Genomic DNA, 20,514 nt, shown 5'->3' on the forward strand with positions numbered 1-20,514 from the left:
CCGCGAACAGCGGCTTCCATCAAGCAGAACAGGCTTTGCCGGCCTTTTACAAGGAAATTCGATGTCACACGGACAGATACAACGTCCAAGCAAGAAGGAAGTTTAGCAAGTCCCCTCGGCAACAAAACAAGCAAGTGGAAAAACAGCATCTATATAACGCCGGTTTGGCCTCTTTGGAAGAATTGTGATTATTTAAGTGCTGTTTATCCATAAGCGAAGAAAGAGAATGCGGATTCCGCCTTATGTAAGTGATATTATTTACAGATGATATCATATTTTTTGTCTATTTTGTTAAAGTGGTATTTTAAATATATCTTTTATCTTAAAAAGCGTATATATTAATTTTGTACTATATGGAGAGGGGATGACCGTTATTTTATCACAACAAACCCGTGACATTGTCAAATCCACAGCGCCAGTCCTGGCGGAACACGGCACCACTATTACAACGGTGTTTTACCGGAATCTGTTCGAAGCCCACCCGGAGCTGCTGAATGTATTTAACCATGCCAACCAGGCGCAAGGCCGCCAGCAGGCGGCACTGGCCAATGCGGTCTACGCAGCGGCAGTCCACATAGATAATCTTGAGAATATTCTGCCCGCGGTAGTGCAGATTGCACACAAGCATGTCAGCCTCGGCATCAAGCCGGAGCATTATCCGATTGTCGGGGAATTTCTGCTGAAGGCGATCAAGGAAGTGCTGGGCGAGGCAGCAACGGATGAGATTCTTACAGCCTGGGAAGAAGCATACGGAGTTATTGCAGGCGCTTTTATCGGCGTCGAAGACAGCATGTATAAGGAAGCGCGCGAACAGGACAATGGCTGGAATTTCTTCAAGCCTTTTACCGTTGTGCGTAAAGTTCAGGAAAGCGGCAGTATTACATCGTTCTATCTGAAGCCGGCGGACGGCTTAGGCGTACCGGATTACAAGCCGGGCCAGTACATCTCTATCCGTGTGCTGATTCCCGGAGAGCAATACACCATGATCCGCCAATACAGCCTGTCGCAGGCTCCCCGGGCAGATGAATTCCGTATTTCCGTGAAACGTGAAGAGACGAATGATCCGAATGGTGTGGTATCCGTCTATCTTCATAACCAGGTGAACGAAGGAGACATTGTTGAAGTCAGCGCTCCGGCAGGCGAATTTCTGCTCGATGTTACCAAAACCACACCTGTAGCGTTCATCTCCGGCGGCGTAGGTATTACCCCCATGATGAGCATGTTCGAGGCTGTTGCCGCAGTAACACCGGACCGGCCGGCGGTATTCCTCCATTCCGCGCGGAACGAGGCGCTTGCCGCCTTCCGCCGGGATATCGACAGACATGCGGCTGCCATGAGCAGCGTCAAGACCAGATTCTTCTACTCCGGCGGTCCGGACGGCGTCATTACAGGTGAGATTCTGAAGAGTTATGTGGACATTACCGGCGATGCGTATGTTTGCGGACCTGTACCTTTTATGGAAGCGATGATCGGAGAATTACTCAAGCTCGGAATGGAAGAATCACAGATTCATTACGAGTTCTTCGGACCGGCACTTCAATTGAGCAGCAGATAGATTGCGGGCTAAGTACGCAGCCCATGAACCCGGTATACCAAAAAGCACACGGACCGCCTTCCAAATCATTACGATTCGGGGCGGTCCGTGTGCTTATTGACGGGAAAGCAGCCATTTATATAGTACCTGCGCATGATTGTGTATAGGGTCCTTCGCGGCATATATCAGTGTAACGTCCTGCGCCAGCGCCAATTCTGCGATCTCCGCAGCAAGTCTTCCCCGCGCCGGATCTTCCTCCAGCTCCCGGATATAGCTGTTACTGAATGCCGCAAACCGCTCTGGTATATGGCCGAACCATTGGCGCAGCCCGGGGCTTGGAGCAAGCTCCTTCATCCACTCGTCTATGGCAGCCTGCTGCTTCGTAATTCCCCGCGGCCATAGCCTGTCCACCAGTATCCGGTACCCGTCCCCCGGAGCAGCCGGCTCATAAACGCGCTTAAGATATATAGAGTAAGGAAGGTCAGCTGACCTCCGGCAGGAATGCTCCAACATCTAGTCTCCCTCCTGTTACCCATACTGGAACGAACCGTTGTTTAGTACACTCAATATACCATGGGGCAAATTGCCCTGCCAGTGACAGGCTGTCCGTAAGATTGCAATACCGTAGCAAGCAAGGCAGGGCTGCCCATATGCAGCAGCTATTCCGCCTCAAGAATGAAACGGTTCCACTTCTGCTGCCAGGCGATGTCGTTCCAGAATGGATGATGCGGTGCACAGTTGGAGCATAACGTCATTCCCCAGAAGCCCAGCGCCATACCTTTGCGCAGCGAATACTCGGCAATGAATTTGCCGACCGGTCCTTCCTCGAAACCTGCATGCAGCGGGGTATAACCGACATAACCTTCACCTATAACGACTGGTATGCCGGAATGCGAGGCCCACTCATGGGCTTCTTCCAGGCGCATATCCGCTTTTTGCAGCATAGCCAGCTTATGGGCACCGTAACGGTCATATAAATAGAGGTCCCACCGGTCCGGATCGGCCCAATCATGCAGGTAGATGAGCTTCATCCCGACCGGATTGCCCTCCATCCGCCATTCCTGCCCTGCCGGCAGTGTCCACTTCTCAAAGGGAGGTGCATCCTCTCTTAATAAAGACCGGACAAAGGCGTTCGGAAATGACATTTGTTCATCATTTAATCCGGCTGCATCCATGAGTTCATTTAATACGCCTTTAATATAGAGATGATAATGGGCGACCTGCATATTGCGGGCCACATAAGCCTTCGGATAGGCTTCATTCAGCGTATAGCTGGCCGTTATCAGGATGTCGGGATGCTGTGCCCGGAGATAATCCACCGCTTCTTCTATGTAAGGCTGCATCGCTTCTACCAGCTTAGGCGTATCCGTTTCTCCGATTCCCTGCTCCACGCCGACAGCGGTAAGCTGTCCGAATTCCACCTCGTTATGCAGCTCTGCATAGACGATTTGACTGGCGAAGCCTTCTTCTTTAACCAACCGGATGAGCTGATCCATGGAGCTGGCGATTGCCATAAATCGTTCCTTAGGAGCGATAGCGGCCAGTTCGTCGCGCAGCGCGGGATACGCCAGGAAGCTCGGACTCTGCTGATATTCCCAGGAAGACAGCATGATGTAGACGCCATGTGCCTTGGCCTGCCTGAACAGCTCCAGCAGGTGGGCATGCCCGTCCAGCTCGGCACCGCCCCGGCAATTATACCAGCGTGTCCGCTGCCCTACTTCTCCTAGGCTGCCGAAATGCAGCGGTCCCGGCCGTTTACCTTCCGCCGTGAACAATAAGAACGGCATCGCACAGATCCGGACCGTATTGTAGCCTCTATCCACCGCTTCCTGGAAGCGTGCGGCCAAATCGTGATAAGGCTCGCCGGGCAGGGTCATCGTGTACCAGGAGAAATCCCACATGGTGATGGTCAGTTTGCGCGGTAACTTTTGAATGACTGAATTCATTATTATCACTCCTAATTTGGGGATTCGCGTCTTATTCCGTTCTAATCACAAGCTCATACACAGGAACTGCACGAATGGAAGCAATATAGGCAATCAGCTCAGCAGCGGTCTCATTCCAGCCTGCCATTGTCGTATTACTGTTCACGACAGTCCCTTTGCGGATCGGTGATACATAGAGATACATTCCCTTGTCAACCAGCCGCTCTTCAAACCGCTTGAGTCCGATTTCCCAAGTCGTGTTGTTGCAGAAGTTATCATTAATGAGATCACCGTCAATGAAGGCATAGCCGATATCGCCGGTATAATCTATTTGGAGCAAGGCTTCTTTGACACCGTCCAGAGAGCCGGATGCGAATTCAAGAACCGCCCGTTCTTCCTTGACCTTCGTCCATGTAAAAGCAATATCTTTCTTCGGTGCGAGCAGTTTGTAGGTTGTGAATAAACCGTCCTTTGATGCTTCCACCAGCTCTCCGCCCGATACCGAACCTAAACCAGCTTCAAAATCAGGGAACACACTTAGCGTGACTTCCTCCCGATCCGTGGATTCCAGCTTAATCTCATCCCCCGATACGAGCAGATTCGAGTCCGTGAACAGGACACGCTGCTTGCCGCGGACTTCGGTTTTCCAGAACCCGAGGCTCTGCTTATCCGTCATAGTGTAGATGACAACTTTCTTGCCTGCAGCAGACACAAGACGCACGATGCCCGAAGTCTGCTCTTCCACTTCAATGATCGTCAGATCATCAAGCTGCCTGGTATGACCGACTTCGGTCTCAATACCCGCCACATCGTCCGATTGCAGCGCATAACTGCCCTTCATTCCTTCCGGCACAAAGAAGAAATAATACACTTCTTCTTCCACATCCAGCTTCGTAATCAGCTGCGCGGTTGCATATTTCAGCGTAATACCGGCCAGATCGAAGTTATACGGCAGAATCGCAAAGCTCTCGCTGCCCAGCGTCAGCTCACCTTGAGCGGGAATCGTTATCGTCTCACCGGGAAGCTCAATGCTGACGTTCATATCCTGCAGATCATGATTCTCCACATGATCCTGGAAATTATTCAGGAACAGGAAGCCGGAGCCTTCATGTGAACGGATGGCATAGCGTAATTCACTCACATCGTACGGATCTTGCCCGGAGGTGTCCCCCGGCAGAATCGTCTTGGTCAAAGCGAACTGATTCTGGAACCCGGTGAACAAATAATGCTGCAGCTTCGTCCGCTTGTACGATTCGCGCACTTGTCCGAATTCGCCAATCATCGCATTGAAATCATAGGAAATCTTCGGTGTCGCCAGATCGTTCGTGAACGGATTCACCTTTCCCTTAGGATTGCTACCCCCGTGGTACATATAGTATCCGAGCATATTGCAGCCCTCCGCCGTCTTCATGACAGACATGGCCGGAACGCTGTTATACGGAAATTCGAACCGGTATTTATAGAACTGAACCATCCCGCCGCCCATCTCACAACAGGCATACGGATAGTCTTCCGGCTGGTAGAAGGGCTCGAAATTATAGCTCTTTGGAAGTTCGTTATTATGTTTGTCGCGGAAAATATACTCCGGCGTTGCCGGATGCTCCTTAATCCCGTCAAAGCGGTCCGTTTCATAGTAAATCCACGGCCAATAAGCGTAACCGCCCCATAGCGGCAGCATATCCGGTACTGGTGTCGTAGCGCCGCCCCAGCCAGTACATGTATAAATAGGCGTATCGATTCCCGACTCAATCGCCAGATCTCTTAGCAGCAGCATGTGCTCATTCCCGCCGCTGCCGCCGTTCAGCCACATATTGTTAATGCCGGTGGTAAGGCCCCACTGTGCCGAGGAATGGTTATGCTCATTCTCGATCTGTGTGCCGATAATCGGCCCTCCCTCTTTGTACAACAAGCCCTGCACCTGCAAACCGATTTCCGCATACAGCCTCCTTACATAGGCCAGATACCCTTCATCATTGGAGCGGACCTCAAACGGGCGTCCGAACAGCCAATCCGGCATGCCGCCGCTTCTCATTTCCCCGTGACAGAAGGGGCCGATGCGGATCATGACATAAAGTCCATGCTGATCACACAGCTGAATGAACCGGCGCAAGTCTTTATTGCCCGCCCATTCATATATGCCTTCGATTTCTTCATGCAAATTCCAGAAAATATAAGTCGTGACGATGTTAACGCCACCCATCTTCATCTTAATAATCTCATCTTCCCAGTAGGCTTCATCATACCGGGAGAAATGGAATTCACCGCACACACCAAAAAACGGCTCCCCGTTCTTCTCCATATAATAGTTCGTAAAGCTGATCCGTTCGCCCGAAGGGTTCACGCCGCCAAGCTTAATATGACCTGAGAATATATTCTTTTTATCATCATTTACTTTGATCGGGTAGTTCTTCATAAAGGTCTGACTCTCCTTAGTTCAATTCCCGTTCAACTACACTAAACCCGTTCGGCCGATACACGGTAAGCACTCGCTGCTGTCCGGGCGCTGGTTGCACAGGGAGGTTCAAGGTCAGGAGATCTCCCGGCTGCATAGCTGGAATGACTAATCTGGTTCCTTCCTCGCCTGCTGAGGACACCGTTAAATAATAATCCCGCGCGGCATAGCTGGGAATATCCTTCCGGCATTTCAGGGTCACCTCAAGCTTATCTCCGTGCCATTCAGGAGCTTCTGCCAGCAAGAGCGGTGAAGAGATCTCACGCAAGGCAGCAAACGACGGCTTCACCCGGTTATAAATATCTACAGAACCATGAATCCGCTGCTTCAGCTTCCCTTCACCCTCTTCGCCCATTTGCGTACGGTAATCATTTAGGCTGAAGAAGATTAATGCCGCGAACTGGGGATACTGGCGGTAGATTTCTGTTTTTTCGATAAGCAGCCGGGTTCTTCTGGCGTCCCCGCCTTCAAACACCGGCTCACAAAGCCCATATTCAGCCACAACAATGGGCTTATCAGGATAATCGGCAATAATCTGCCGGATGACCTTATGCTCATCCAAATCGCCATGCCACGTTCCGATATATTCGTTCCACATCAGCAGATCACCCGCACCAGTGGCATCCCTGTCAGGCTGATAAAGAACACTGTTGCTTACATAATTGATCAGCCGGCTCGGGTCCAGCTGCAGAAGCTCCGCCTTCAGCTGCTCCATATAATGCAGGGTCACTGCAGACTGGCCATCCAGCTCATTCCCCATCCCCCAGGCAAAGATACACGGATGATGCGCATGACTATCAATCATCTCCCTGGCTTGAGACAGGGCGAGTGCGAAGGTCTCCTTCCCCGGCTCTGAAGGCTGCTGCCAATGCGGAATTTCCTCCTGAACCAGCAGACCATTGCGGTCACACCAGTCCAGCAAATCATTTCCCTGCTGCCAGTGGAATCGTGTAATGACACAATTCGCTTCCTTCAACCGCTCAAGCATCGCAATCAGATCTGTCTGCTTCTCAGCCATTCCAGTCGCCGGATTCGAGCCAGGCATCCACTCCACACCCATCAGCCGGACCGGTTCGCGGTTCAGCCACAGCTCATGTCCCTTAACAACAATCTCCCGGAAGCCAAACGGGCGGACTACCCGGTCCTGGACCTGATCCCCAGTGCGCAGTACAATCTCAAGCTCATACAAGTCCGGATGGTCAAAATGCCACAAATCAACCTCCGGCAGCAGGATGTCTTTGAAACTCCAGGACAACGCTCCGCCAGTGACCTCTTCGGTTCCCTGCCAAATGCGGATATCCTTGCGGTAGACGGCAATGTCTGCACTGAGTGCAACGGCTGATGGTTCACATAGCTTGATGCGTGCAGATAGCTTGCCGTCCGTATGTCCGCCTTGGTCAGCGAAGATGACCAGCGGTTCCACCTTGAGCTGCTGAATGGACGCCAATCCTGTGACGACAAGCGTTACCGGCCGGATCAGCCCGCCGTCATCGGCCCAGTCAAAGCTGTTGCCTTGGGGCAACGCCACGTCACTGTTGCTGTTGTCCACTCGAATCACAAGCCGGTTCCCGCCTCCCGCATGAATATACGGAGTCAGCTCCGCTTCAAATGGGGTATAGCCGGAATTGTAGTGGCTGCCTGCCTCTACACCATTAACCCAGATATCCGTATCGCGGTAAGCCCCTTCAAAGGAAAGCCGTATCCGGCAGTCCTTCCACTCGTCAGGGACTGTTAACATTTGTTCATACCAGCCTGCCCCGCGGTATTCCTCCAGACCCTCCTGTACATTCCAGGTATGCGGAACGGAGACCGTAACCGGGGACGGCAAGCCTGAAGCCTGCCATCCTTCCTGCTCGCCTCGGGTTACAGGACCGGACTGGAACTTCCAGCCCTCTTCCAGTCTTGCAGTGTAACGCCCTTCATTAATCAGGATACCCACGTCCTTTCACCTGTGTATTCTAACCCGATCTGACCCTTCACTTCTGTACACATAAGCGGCGGTGAATCATCGCACCTTGATGATTAGGCTCCATGGATAGAGCCGTTTCCAGCTCCTCAGCAGCTTCTAGGGTACGTCCGAGTCCAAGCAATCCCAGTCCGCGCATATACCGGCAGTGAATCACATTGCGGCGGTCCAGGTTATCCTCAAATACCAGGAAGTCCGGCAGCGACACCGCAAAGTAGTCCATTTTGATCTCATCAAAAATATGCTTCTCCGCATAATCAATCAGTTTATTGAAGCGGCGTTTGGCTTCCTTCTCATTATGCAGCTTCAGCCACGCCAGCCCCTGGTAGAAAATCATTTCCGGCGGCTGATCGTTGTAGAACATCGCGCTTGCCGGTTCATCCAGTCCCTGTGAAGCTATGGCATAACTGGCGATGGCTTCTTGTATCTGCTGCAGAGCTTCGTAGGCCATACCGAGGTAATAGTAGATATTGTTCTCCCGGGCACCCTCCAGCTTGCCTTCACCCAGATTCAGCGGATAGACTAGAGCCTGCTTGAAGCGGGCAACCGCTTCCCCGTAAAGTCCAGCCTGCAGATGCTGTTTGCCAAGCTCCGTATGGGCGAACTTGTATTGTCCGGTTACTTTGCCTTCCCCGCCTTCCCAAGGGTGGAAATTCCGTGAGCTTAAGGCTGCGAGAGCTTCATCATACCGTTCAAGATTGTTAAGCAGCGTAACATATTCGACGAAAAGATCATCACGCCGCTCCACCTGGCCGCGCTTCGTTTCAAGAATGGCGAGGCGCTCTGCTGAGGTCCAGGCCAGCTTCTTGCGGAGCTGGTCCAGTTCAAACAGTATCCGCACATCTTCCGGTGAGCAGGCGTACGCTTGCTCAAGCGAAGCCATGGCCGCCTGCGGGTTATCCTGCTTGTTGAAATAGGCGAGTCCCAGGTTACGGTGAACTGTAGCGTAATCCCCCCGAAGCTCCCGTGAACGCTCCCAGCTTGCGATAGCCTCCTCCGGGCGTTTTTTATCATAAAAGAAGTTGCCCAGATAGTAATGCGCCTTGTCATCTTCCGGACTGGCCTCAACGGTGCTCTCCAGCAGTGCCAGCTCAAACAAAGTGTTAGGGAAGCAATAGGCTGGATCTGCGGACTGGCCGGCACGGCGCTGCTCTTCCGCCTTCTGAAGCTGCCCAGTACGTGCATACAGCTCTCCAAGAGCGTAATGCAGCACCGGATACACGGAGCTTCCGGCAGGAACAGCTCTTTCGCCAATCTCAATGGCTTCTGGCAGCAGGCCGCTGTCCATATAGTCTGAGATCAGATTAAGATAGTTGTGTGCGTCCCTGCGCATAAGCAGATGCAGTTCGGACAGAACCTTTTCAGCACCAGCAGTGTCTTCCAGTGCACGCAGTGCCAGCGCCAGCTCGTTATAGGCACCGAAATCAGCGATATCCAGACCCATAGTTTCCATAGCGAATGCCTTGGCCTGCTCCAATAATCCAAGCTTGCGGAGCATAGCTGCCTTCAGATTACGGGCTTTGTAATTGCGTGAATTGCGGATCAGCGAACGTTCCGCCTGGTCAAGCGCTTCCGCATACTCTCCCTTGTGACTTGAAATTTGCGCCAGAGAGAAGTAACCTGCATCCTGCCAGGCTGCCGACCAGACTGATTTGTGAAAAGCAGTATAGGCCTCGTCCAAACGGTTCTGGCCGCGAAGTGCGGCACCCAGCTGATAGTAAGCCTCGCTGTCATAAGGGTTAGGGTTCCGCCAGGTCAACCGCTCGATCGCTTTGCGGAAATGCTGCTCACCGTCCTTGTAAAGTCCGCGGCGCAGCAGCAGGATTCCATATGCCACATTCAGCCGGATATCTCCGCTGTCCCGCTTCAAGCCCTCCAGATAGTAGGCTTCCGGCTCGAACGTAGCGTGGCGGTATTGCTCCAGATGCTGGCCTGCCAGATACAGCTCCTCTGCTGAACGCAGCTCTTCCGGCGCCGCGAGCGGCTTGGCAGCATCGGGAATACGCTCAATATCAGGGCGTTTCGGCTGATAGGCGATCAGCAGTCTGCCTTCCGCATTTCGGACGGACAACTTCAAGTCATGCTCCTGCTCACCGCTGCCGAGCGTGACAACCGTTTGGAAAACATCTACAGGAGATAACTTCACCGTTTCCTGCAGATAACGGCCCGCTGCTCCGCTTAGTTCCACAACTGCCTGTTCAAGTACAGAAGTCGCGTACACTTTGATCACTGCCTGTCCGGCATCCGCATCAACCTCCAGATTGACAGCTGCGTCAATTGAAGCATTTTTCACGACCCCAATTTGCTTGTAAGGCATGAAATATTGCGTGAAGGTCTTCTCCTCATAAGGCTGCAGCCAGGTAAAGTCAGGCTGGTTGTCCGTGTATACGCCAGTCATAAGCTCAATGTACGGGCCATCCTCATCGGTCAACTGACGGTCCCACGCCTGGCCGAACTCTCCATTGCCCCAGGTCCATTGCTTCTTGCCGGGCGAAACATGATGATTCGCCACATGCAGCAGCCCAGCTTCTACGCCGTGATCATAGCCGCCGACGAAATTATAATCGGATTTATAAGCCATATAAGAAGTCGGAACCGGGATATTCTTGTAGCGGGAAATATCTACACCTTCCGAATAATCCTGTTTGTAATAGGTGCCGGTCGCGATCGGGAACCGGGATACATCGCGCTTGCCATGGTCGAATACGGCAGTTACATCCGGAGGAAACACCGATTGCGTATGATCATTGACCGCCACCGCCGGATTCGCCCACCACAGGAAGGTCTGCGGCTGAGGTGTCCGGTTGTAAACTTGAGCATTAATCTCCAGGTAAGCTTTGCCCGGATATAGCTTGAAGGCGGCGGTAACCTTGGTGCCGTACATCCGGTCAATTTCACTGACCCATACTGTAGCGCTTCCATCTTCGGTTTGCTCATACCGGTATTCTACCGGACCGAAGGTATTCGGGCGGTGATGCTGCGGCCAGTTGAATTCAATCCCCCCGGAAATCCACGGCCCGGCCAGGCCAACGAGTGCCGGCTTGATGACCCGGTTATAGTAGACGAAGTCGTAATTATTGGTCTTGTCGAGAGCCCGGTAGATTCTGCCGCCAATTTCCGGCATAATTTCAATCCGGACGTATTCATTCTCCAGGATCACCAGCTTGTAGTTTTTATCGGCCTTCACATCCGAGATGGACTCGATTACCGGGTGAGGATACACGCGGCCTGAGCTTCCCTGATAGACTCTTTTCTCCAGAAACATAGGATTGGGGTCAGCTTCTCCCGCCTCATACGTAGGAATCAACACACTTGTCTCCCACACCCGAACTTGGATTTGGCCAGATCCGGCTGGAGACGCCTCCAATGTATGCTCTACAGCTTCTTGCTTCATGCTTTGAACTGCCTCCCTAGTCTTGATAGTTATACTTTAGCGTCTGCCGGGGAAGGTTCCAATTGACGAAATGCGGGAAGTGATGGATTATATTCTTATTCAAATTAATTCGAATAACCCTTTGATGGGTTAGAGTGGGGGATCTGATTACTTTATTGAGAATCCTGCACATAATACAACATTTCGCTCATGATCTCGGCCATAATCCGAAATTGTTGTATCAAAGGCAACAATTCTCCTCTTTCGGGCAGCCTAACGGGGAAATTCTTGTATTTCGTACAACAATTCTCCCTAACCCCCCGGTATCTAGGCATCCAAGTTGCACAACGTACAACATTTCTATGTCAATAGTGGGTTACTTGTTGGGTTGTAGTCTATAATGCAATTTACATATAGCCTTACTTAGGAGGGACTGGAATGAATCATGACCATGACCATATTCGCAAGCCTGAAGGGTTTGTCGAGGAGAAGCTATATGTGCTTCCGGAATACTGGATGAAGGAGCTGGAACAGGAGGAGCTGACTGCTTCCTTGTTTATTACGGACATCGGCTATTTCCCTAACGCCCAGTATCATTTCAGGGAACGCCTGGAAGGCAGCCCGTCGCATATTTTTATCTTTTGCGAAGCCGGAGCGGGCTGGATCGAGCTGAATCATGGAGAACGCATGCACCTGCAGCAGGGAGACATGATGATTATTCCTCCCGAAACCGCACACAGGTATGGGGCAATGCAGGAGAACCCCTGGAGTATCTACTGGTTTCATTTCAAAGGAAGCCACGCGAATAGACTGGTGCAGCTGTTCGGTTTATCTAATGCTCCCCTCTCATTATCACCAAGCGGTAAAGCCCGTTTAATTGAATGGTTCGTCCCTGCCTTTGAGATGCTGGCCGAACGGACTTATGCCCTGACTACACATATACATGTTGCGCAGACCGTAAGGCAGCTGCTCTCCGGAATTGGCCTGAGCGCCGGGAAATCCGCACAAGAGAAGAAACGCGAAACTTATCTGGAGCAGGCGGTTCAATACATGAATGGACACATGGGCGGCTCCATTTCACTCATTGAGCTGGCTATCCATGTAGGAGTATCGAAACAGCATCTGATCTATTTGTTTAATTCCGAAACCGGAGTCTCTCCGATTGAATATTTCCTGCGGCTCAAGATCCAGCGGGCAGGTCATCTTCTGGATCTTACTGAACTGAGCATTAAAGAGGTCAGCTCGGCCGTGGGTATTCATGATCCTTATTATTTCTCCCGGCTCTTTAAGAAGATTTCGGGCTTCTCTCCTTCAAGCTACCGGAAAATACCAAAGGGCTAACATTCCTTCACAACGATTAATGTACCTTTTAAATTCCGGTTCGACCCAAAGAAATCTCATTAGGAGGGCACCATGAACATATCAGTTCAAAAATTCAGGATCGGCAGGAAAACCGGAATCACATTAAGTATTATAGCTATCCTGATCATCGCAATTGTCGTTGTAAACCAGCTAACACCGTGTCCTTTTGTGGCTATTTTTAGAGCATTAATTAGTACCCAGGAGAATGCTGTAAATGTGGGTCCGTACGCTGAACAAATCATAGATGTTGAAGTTAGTGACGTAATCAGTATTCCTGTCGAGGGTTTACCCGATGCGCAGATAACCATGTATACCTTTGGCGTTGAATCAGATAAGCCTAAGCCCCTGATTTTATTCATACATGGCGGCGGCTGGACCGTAGGTACTGCGAAACAAGTGGGTTCCTTCTCGAAACTCTTAACGTCGGAAGGATATGTTGTGGCTTCCCTGGATTATTCGCTCGCTCCTGAGTACAGATATCCGGCTCCCATACAGCAGGCCGCAGCAGCAATCCATTATCTGCAGACTCATGCTGAGGAATACAATGCAGATCCTGCAAAGCTCTTCATCGGCGGTAACTCAGCGGGTGCGCAAATATCAAGTCAGCTGGGAGCGATGATTACTAATCCCACTCTTGAACAGCAAGTCGGGGTAAATTTGGATATACCGGCTGCAAACGTGAAAGGCTTACTGTTATTGAATGGTGTATATGACTTTGATACTGTAGCACGGGATAACTTCCCCGGGTTTAGAAAATATGCCTGGAGTTACACTGGACAGAAAGATTACGAAAACTACTCCAGATTAGACGAGCTTTCAACTGTAAAAAATATCACCTCCGAATATCCGGCAACATTTATAACCGCAGGTGATGCTGATCCTCTGGAACCTCAAACCTACGAAATGGACGCCGTTCTCAGAGCTAAGGGTGTTGACGTTACAAGTGTTTATTGGACAGGCAGCGGAAATAAATTGCCTCATGATTATATCTACCAACTACAGACGGGGCCTGCGCAAATCGCCTATGAAGAGGTTGTCAAATTTCTAAACGATAAATCGCAGCCATAGAAATTGAGCGCGGCAGCTAAATCAAACAGCGGCAATCCGGGACCTTATTTCCCCGTCCCGGATTGCCGCTGTTTCTTCATATGCTCCTACCCAACATCCTTCCCGGTAAACAGCTCCACTCTCGCTTTTACCAGCTCCGTATATTCCTTCTCCATCTTCTCAGCACCGGCTTTGTTCAGCTCTGCAATGAAATCATCGTAGATTGTATCGAACTCGGCTGTGCTGGCGAGGATGGCTTCCGGTATGCGCTTGTGGACGATATCCTGTGTTTTTTGATAGATGACCTGGTAGTCCCCATCGGTTGGCACCGGCATGTTGTACAGCGCGCCCCACTCTTTGACCGGGAATTCATCCTCCGCAGGGAAGAGATCCTTCCAGGTTGTCGCTTTATAAGCGGCCAGGCTTTCCTTCTCTGCATCCGAATATTCGGCAAGGATCTGTTCGGGGAAGTTCGTGGTATAGTAATTATCCGTGGAATCCTTCACCCCGTCACCGTAGCGGACACCCAGGATGGAATATAAGCCAATCCCTGTATTCTTGGTGAAATTTGCGGCATCGTTAACCTTCTGGTCGAGAATATCAGCAGGAATGACACGTTGTCCATTGTCCACATTGTATTGTTTGCCTTCGATGCCCCAGTTTCTCAGCACCTGGCCTTCTTCCGAGGACAGCCAGTCCAGGAATTTAATTGCGCGGACCGGATCCTTGCAGGCAGTGGTGATGCTGATGCCATAGCCGTCCACTCCTACTGACTGCATCGCATGATCCTTATACTTCTCACTCAGCGTCACCGGGAAGTGCGCATACGTATACTCATCTTTGCCAGCCGCTTTGAGGGCATTTTCCGCATCCTGATATTCCCATTCTACAGAAGTGAGACCCAGTACCCGGCCGCTGGCGATTTTGGCTTTGTATTGATCATCCTTTTGGACAAAAGAGTCCTTATCGAGCAGCCCTTCATTATACATATGGTTCAGCCAGCGGAAGTACTCCTTCTCCTCCGGTTTCTTATAATGCAGCATCGTCTCGTACGTTTCCGGATTCACATAATATTCGCCGTCATTGGTTCCGCCTGTAGTGACATCCCCCTGATTGGTGACGGTTATCATAACCTTCCAGCCGTCCGCGTTCACCGTCATCGGGATGGTCGGCTGCCCGTCCGTGGTCGGATGCTTGGCCGCATATTCCTTAAGCACATTCTCATAATCCTGCAACGTTCTGACCTCCGGATAGCCAAGCTCCTTCAATACGCGGTGCTGAATCTGAAAGCCGTTGGTTGCATCAAAATTCTGGTTATCCACACCAACATTGGTAGGGATCGAGTAAATGGCCTGGTTGTCGTTACTGTATTTCATCCGGTTCATGTTATCGCCCATTACTTTTTTGATATTAGGCGCGTATTTGTCGATCAGATCGGTCAGATCAAGGACGGCTTCCGCATCCACCAGCTTGCCCAGCTCGCCTTTGGCATAGATGAGTTCGGGATAATCCCCGCTGGCTGCCATCATGGAGATTTTGTCCTGACCGCCGCCGCTGCCGACATCGAATTCCGCATTCAGGGTAACCCCTGTCTTGGCGGTAATCTCTTTGCCGATATCATCCTGCATCTTGTTCCAGTTCGGACTGGCATCGGCACCAAAAAAAGTAAAGGTGACCGGAGCTGTATCATTTCCGCTGGTATTCCCGTTCGCAGCATTCCCGGCGTTATTGCCCGCATTGCTGCTGCAGCCTGCCGAAATGAGCAGCGTGCCTGCCAGAAGCGCCGTGCCTAGTTTTCTTGAAAGTATTGCCTTCATCTCTCTCATCCCCTTTTGCTGAATGCGTTTACAGTCTCATTTTAGCGCCGATGTTGGCGGATAACCTTGATTTTCAAGTCGCAGACTAGCATTATATAGACAAACACGTATTTCAGAGGTGGGACTTTATGAGCAATGTATATTTGAACTGGTTCACGACCGATGAGCATTTCCCGTTCTTTATTCAATACGGCGGGCACGAGGAAGATATGGATCTGCATATGCATGCGGATTTCTCGGAGCTTGTGATTGTGCTGAAGGGGCATGCTTCGCATATCGTCAATGATGAGGAAGCCTTTATCAAGAAAGGCAATGTATTCGTCATTAACGGCGGTACTCCGCATGCGTATAAGGACCCGTATGATTTCAAGATCTGCAACATTATGTACAAAGCCGATATGCTCAAGCTGGCCGGACCGGACTTAAGAACGCTGAACGGCTATCAGGCGCTGTTTGTCTTAGAACCCTTTTACCGCAGCATTAACACCTATAAAAGCAAAATGAACCTCCCCATCGTCAGCCTGGAATATGTGTCATCGCTTGTGGCCGGCATGATTACCGAATATGAGCAGAAGCACCACGGCTATCAGACCATGCTCGCCTCCAGATTCATGGAGCTTGTCGTCTATCTGTCCAGACATTATGACACTCAGGAGAAGGGCGTGGACAACAGCCTGATGCACCTCGCCAGTGCGATCTCCTATATCGAGGATCACTATCATGAACCGGTTACCCTCGATTCCATTGCCGCCAAATCAGATATCTCTGTCCGGCATTTGAACCGGATCTTCCAGGCGTATTATCAGACTACACCGATTGCTTATATTCAGCGCCTCCGGCTGGAACAGGCCTGCTCTCTGCTCAGGCAAACCAGACACCCCATTACCGAAATCTCCTATAGGTGCGGATTTAATGACAGCAACTACTTCACCCGCCTCTTCAAAAAAACGTACGGCAGGTCCCCGAAGGCTTACCGCAATCAGCAGTAGTATTTGTGTTTTACAAAATTATTCAGTATGTTTAAAAATATGAAAGGTGGTTAAGTAATGAAGATTCTCATCGTTGGCTATTTTAACGAGACCGCAAAATCAAATATTGCAAGGTATTTTCCGCAAGACTGGAACGTGGTTATTGTACCGCCCGGAGAAGAAATGCTGCATCATATTGAAGATTGCCAGGTACTCATCCCTGAACATATTAAAGTGGATCACAGCCTGCTTGCTAACGCCAAAAAACTAAAATTGGTACAGACGGGTGCAGGATTTGATAATGTAGATATCCCTGCCTGTACACAGCTTGGTATTTGGGTGGCCAATGCTGCAGGAGTGAATGCACAGGCAGTGGCCGAGCACGTAATGGCACTGATATTGTCTTATTATAAAAACATACCGTTTCTTGATCATTTCATGAAAAACAAGCTGGATGAACATCAATTGGACTATACAGGGAGTGAATTAAACGGTAAAACGATTGGGATTATCGGTTTGGGCGCTATCGGCAAAAAAGTAGCTGCGTTTTGCGGGGCTTTTGATATGAATGTGCTGGCTTATGCGAGACATGCTGCTCCTCAATCTGACGGTTTGGTGAAAATGACAGATTTCGATACTCTTCTAAGCACATCGGACATAGTCAGTGTACATGTACCCTTGACTCCGCAAACCAAACAGCTGATCAACAAAGCGGCATTGAGCAAAATGAAGAATACCAGTCTTTTCATCAATACAGCCCGGGGCGGGATTGTCAATCAAAGAGATTTGATAGATGCCTTAAAAAACGGGGATATTTCAGGCGCATGCCTGGATGTGTTTGAATCGGAACCGCTTCCCATTGACAGTGAGCTCCGGAATCTGGGTAATGTGATCCTTACTCCTCATACAGCAGGAATGCCTGATGGCCGAAAATTCCATAAAAAAAGATATGATTTCTTCATAAATAATATAAAACGTGTAGGAAATGATGAAGAGCCTGAAAGCAAGCTCAATCAGTTATAGTTTAAACTCCAGCGGGGACGGGTGACCCCGCCGCCAGGGCAGCAGTTGCAGCGGTCCATACAGCAGATATGCATGAACCGCTGCTCCATACTCTATACCGCGGGCTGATCCAGCGGCTCATAATCGAACCAGTCATACGCCGCCGGAGTAGCCAGCCCAGACCCTGACGTTGCATACATCGCAACGAATACGCCTGTGAATCCTCCGGAGATTTCTGTGCTGAGATGATGTGTCTCTCCGCTGCCAAGTTCCGTCACCCCGGACTCCGGGCTTTGAACCGAGGCTTCTATGCTGCCGGGCAGCGCCTTAATCCTCAGAATAACCGGTCCGGCCGGACATTCTTCTACATGCTCCACCCGAAGCGAACCGACCGTCCGCCGGAACACGGCGACTCTCCGGCCGTTCGCAGTGCGGAGGACCAGCTCATAATGATGCCTCTCATTCTTATACACCGTAAGCCCGGCTTCTTCTCCTTCATGCTGCGGCTCATAATCCAGCGCTGCTGCTATATTGGCCGTGAAGTGACTAAGCCGGCGGCCAACAAAAGCAGGCGCAGCCGCTTCATTCAGCGTGGCCTCGTGGCCATGCAGCACCAGATGGCCCGGCCGTTCCTCCAGCGACCAGCTTCCCTCTGCGGGATTGCGCAGAAAAGTCCAGTCCAGGCCAAGCCCGGTGCCGTCAAAGTGGTCCCGCACAGGCTTCTCCGGCCAGCGAACTTCCGGCAGCAGCGGCGAGTCCATAACCGGCTCGATGTGGCCGCCGTTCCCAATCACCGGCCAGCCTTCAGCCGTCCAGGTCACCGGAGCCAGAAAAGTTTCCCTGCCCAAATGATGCCCCATCGGATAAGAGACCGGTCTGATCCCCAGGCAAACCGCCCACCAGCTGCCGTCCTGCGCTTCAATCAGGTCCGCATGACCCGTAGCGTGTATGCTGCTGTGCATACTGCGGTTGGACAGAATCGGGTTATGCGGACAAGCTTCATAAGGCCCGTAAGGCTGGCGGCTTCTTGCGATAGTCTCCATATGCCCGTATTCCGTTCCGCCTTCGGCGATCATCAAATAGTACCAGCCGTTAAACCGGTAGACATGCGGAGCTTCGGGATGAGCGCCGCCGGTTCCCTTCCAGATCAGCATACTCTCTGTCAGCATACACCCGGTTTCGATATCAATCTCACACTGGTAGATCCCGTTCCCCTGCTCACCGTCCCGGGCGGACTGAAAGTAGACGCGTCCGTCCTCATCGAATAACAGGGAAGGATCGATGCCGCTCTGCGCAACCGGGTACGGCTGTGACCAGGGACCTTCCGGGTTCTGTGTCTTGACGAAGAAATTGCCCATTCCGCTAACGTTGGTGGTCACCATATAGAACCAGCCGTTATGATAGCGGAGCGTCGGGGCGAATATTCCGCCGGAGCTCCCTGCATTCTCCAGAGGCAGCTGTCCGGCCGTTGTAAGGCAGTGTCCAATCTGACGCCATTGAACAAGATCCCTGCTGTGAAAAATGGGTACTCCCGGATAATATTCAAATGTGCTGGTCACCAGATAATAATCGTCACCTGCCCGGCAGATGCTGGGATCGGGATGAAATCCGGGTATTACGGGGTTGGTATACTGCATTGGCCGCGCTCCTGTCCATTTTCAATTAGCTGTAACTATCCCTACCATTGTAAATGGAGCCGGCTATATCAAACCTTAATTTTCAAGTCACCCGATTAGGAGAATATAGACATTGCCCGCTTCGAGAGCCTCACCCATTTCGGCAAGGTGTTCAAGATGATCTCCGGCCTCCCGCCCCGGGATTAAGAACTTATAAGACTATTCTGCCATCAGTTAAGATCCCGTTAAGAAGGCAACAAACTAACGTATACGGAAGAAAAACCATGGTGACACCAAGAATAAGCAGGATTATTCTCACTTTCTGCCGGGATATGTGCTATGGCTGACCTTTAAGGCCGGTTGCGCTTTTTACATGGAATAGAACTGCGTGTATGATTCCCATTAACACCTATGCTGAGTTCCTGTGAGCAACTGGAGGGAGTCTTGAAGAGTGTCAGAGATACAGACAGCGAAAACCTATTATTTGGGCATTCATCCGCATATGCTGGATCCGGTAAGTCTGGAGTATACGAGCTTTGGGGTACTGTGGTACGAAGAGGGCAAGCAACGGTATGTTGTAGGTTACGGATTTGGGGCAGACCAGATCGAAACGCTGTTTCACTTTTGCAGAGCCTCAGCCTACTTCACTTGTTCGAATGAACAGGTGCTGTACAATATTTACACTAGCATCAGAGACAAGCAGCAGGAACGTGACTGGCAGATGCGCAAGCGCCTGGCTTTTTGGACAGCCTTCAAGGAACCCTGGAAAAGTATGCCTTATGGCTGGTATGTCCTCCGGTCCCGTGACAAATTCCCCTTGCATCTGTCTGTTGTCCGTAAAACTAAATATAGTATCTGGCTGGAGCATGCGGCCGTTTGCGAGAATGAAGCCCAGCTTACCGGTTATCTGGCCCGGGCGAAACGAACCCATCATTTAACATCAATAGTGCCTATGGAACTTCAGGAGGGCAGTATCCATGAATAGTAACAAGCTATCGCAGATTGAACTCTTTGCATTTGATACCACTCCTTCGTTCGCCGACAGACCGGTCCGGGCCGGTTCATTATATCTGCTGCTGCGGCTCACCTGGGGAGAACAAATTCATTACGGGGCATGCGAGATCGAGATTACACGAAGTGGACAATCCTTTGATTTGACGAAATGGGGGGCTCCTCTGAGATGTATTCACCATTCAACAGTGGAGGAGATAGTGGTAACCTTGCGCCGCAAGGAGCAGGAGTGGGCAACAGGTCAGCTTGGATTGCTGCAATCCGCCTTATCCGGCATTCTTCAGGTCAGGGTTCCTGTTACCGCGGGGCACGGAAGACATGCGCATCAGGTAAACTCTCATGCCGCCTTTACTCCATACCCGGTAAACAGCCGCTTCCGTGAGTTGACGTTATCCCGCTTGATCGACGAATCGGTCGCCTACTACTCCATCCTCCGGTAAT

14 protein-coding genes are annotated in these 20,514 nt (G+C 51.0%); 7 read left to right on the top strand and 7 right to left on the bottom strand.

Features of this window, described 5'->3' with window-relative positions:
- The first annotated feature begins 373 nt into the window (after nucleotides 1-373).
- Nucleotides 374-1,555 (top strand): NO-inducible flavohemoprotein, encoded by a 1,182-nt coding sequence (gene hmpA / locus NSU14_RS23295; RefSeq protein WP_076242833.1) that lies wholly within the window; start codon nucleotides 374-376, stop codon nucleotides 1,553-1,555.
- A 93-nt stretch (nucleotides 1,556-1,648) separates the two neighbouring features.
- On the opposite strand, the gene NSU14_RS23300 is transcribed toward hmpA, so the two are convergent.
- From NSU14_RS23300 to NSU14_RS23320, 5 genes are all read right to left on the bottom strand, one after another.
- Nucleotides 1,649-2,047: a DUF488 domain-containing protein gene (locus tag NSU14_RS23300; RefSeq protein WP_042134697.1), complete on the bottom strand. Its 399-nt coding sequence runs from the start codon at nucleotides 2,045-2,047 to the stop codon at nucleotides 1,649-1,651.
- Between the two features lie 146 nt (nucleotides 2,048-2,193).
- The gene (locus NSU14_RS23305; protein WP_076242503.1) at nucleotides 2,194-3,480 is read right to left on the bottom strand and encodes a cellulase-like family protein; all 1,287 of its coding nucleotides are present in this window, start codon (nucleotides 3,478-3,480) and stop codon (nucleotides 2,194-2,196) included.
- A gap of 31 nt (nucleotides 3,481-3,511) precedes the next feature.
- Nucleotides 3,512-5,872 (bottom strand): beta-galactosidase, encoded by a 2,361-nt coding sequence (locus NSU14_RS23310; protein ID WP_340947441.1) that lies wholly within the window; start codon nucleotides 5,870-5,872, stop codon nucleotides 3,512-3,514.
- Nucleotides 5,873-5,888: 16 nt separating this feature from the next.
- Complete coding sequence (locus NSU14_RS23315) at nucleotides 5,889-7,850, bottom strand: glycoside hydrolase family 2 protein (protein WP_340947442.1); 1,962 nt, start codon at nucleotides 7,848-7,850, stop codon at nucleotides 5,889-5,891.
- Nucleotides 7,851-7,887: 37 nt separating this feature from the next.
- Nucleotides 7,888-11,271, bottom strand: a complete 3,384-nt coding sequence (locus NSU14_RS23320) for a tetratricopeptide repeat protein (RefSeq protein WP_340947443.1) — start codon at nucleotides 11,269-11,271, stop codon at nucleotides 7,888-7,890.
- 417 nt (nucleotides 11,272-11,688) lie between these two features.
- Here NSU14_RS23320 and NSU14_RS23325 point away from each other — a divergent pair, with 417 nt between their 5' ends.
- Nucleotides 11,689-12,591, top strand: a complete 903-nt coding sequence (locus NSU14_RS23325) for an AraC family transcriptional regulator (protein ID WP_340947444.1) — start codon at nucleotides 11,689-11,691, stop codon at nucleotides 12,589-12,591.
- Between the two features lie 72 nt (nucleotides 12,592-12,663).
- Entirely contained in the window at nucleotides 12,664-13,680 is a 1,017-nt protein-coding gene (locus NSU14_RS23330) for an alpha/beta hydrolase (protein ID WP_340947445.1), read from the top strand.
- A gap of 86 nt (nucleotides 13,681-13,766) precedes the next feature.
- Here NSU14_RS23330 and NSU14_RS23335 read toward each other — a convergent pair whose 3' ends face one another.
- Nucleotides 13,767-15,476 carry an ABC transporter substrate-binding protein gene (locus NSU14_RS23335; RefSeq protein WP_340947446.1) on the bottom strand — a complete coding sequence of 570 codons (1,710 nt, stop codon included), beginning with the start codon at nucleotides 15,474-15,476 and terminating at the stop codon, nucleotides 13,767-13,769.
- Between the two features lie 128 nt (nucleotides 15,477-15,604).
- On the opposite strand from NSU14_RS23335, the gene NSU14_RS23340 reads away from it, so the two are divergent.
- Both NSU14_RS23340 and NSU14_RS23345 read left to right on the top strand, forming a co-directional pair.
- A complete protein-coding gene (locus NSU14_RS23340) occupies nucleotides 15,605-16,465 on the top strand; it encodes a helix-turn-helix domain-containing protein (RefSeq protein ID WP_042134682.1) in 861 nt (286 codons plus the stop codon).
- Between the two features lie 57 nt (nucleotides 16,466-16,522).
- The gene (locus tag NSU14_RS23345) at nucleotides 16,523-17,467 is read left to right on the top strand and encodes an NAD(P)-dependent oxidoreductase (protein WP_340947447.1); all 945 of its coding nucleotides are present in this window, start codon (nucleotides 16,523-16,525) and stop codon (nucleotides 17,465-17,467) included.
- Nucleotides 17,468-17,559: 92 nt separating this feature from the next.
- Here the strand turns inward: NSU14_RS23345 and NSU14_RS23350 are convergent, their stop codons facing one another.
- Complete coding sequence (locus NSU14_RS23350; protein WP_340947448.1) at nucleotides 17,560-19,083, bottom strand: glycoside hydrolase family 43 protein; 1,524 nt, start codon at nucleotides 19,081-19,083, stop codon at nucleotides 17,560-17,562.
- Nucleotides 19,084-19,513: 430 nt separating this feature from the next.
- Between NSU14_RS23350 and NSU14_RS23355 the strand changes: the two genes are divergently transcribed.
- On the top strand, nucleotides 19,514-20,047 hold the full coding sequence (locus tag NSU14_RS23355) for a hypothetical protein (RefSeq protein ID WP_340947449.1): 534 nt from the start codon (nucleotides 19,514-19,516) through the stop codon (nucleotides 20,045-20,047).
- Nucleotides 20,040-20,513, top strand: coding sequence for a hypothetical protein (locus NSU14_RS23360; protein WP_340947450.1), 474 nt, complete (start codon nucleotides 20,040-20,042; stop codon nucleotides 20,511-20,513). Before NSU14_RS23355 ends, NSU14_RS23360 begins: the two co-directional genes overlap by 8 nt.
- The last annotated feature ends 1 nt before the right edge of the window (nucleotide 20,514 follow it).

The organism is Paenibacillus sp. FSL R10-2771 (assembly GCF_038000205.1).
Taxonomy (GTDB): domain Bacteria; phylum Bacillota; class Bacilli; order Paenibacillales; family Paenibacillaceae; genus Paenibacillus_AQ; species Paenibacillus_AQ phytohabitans.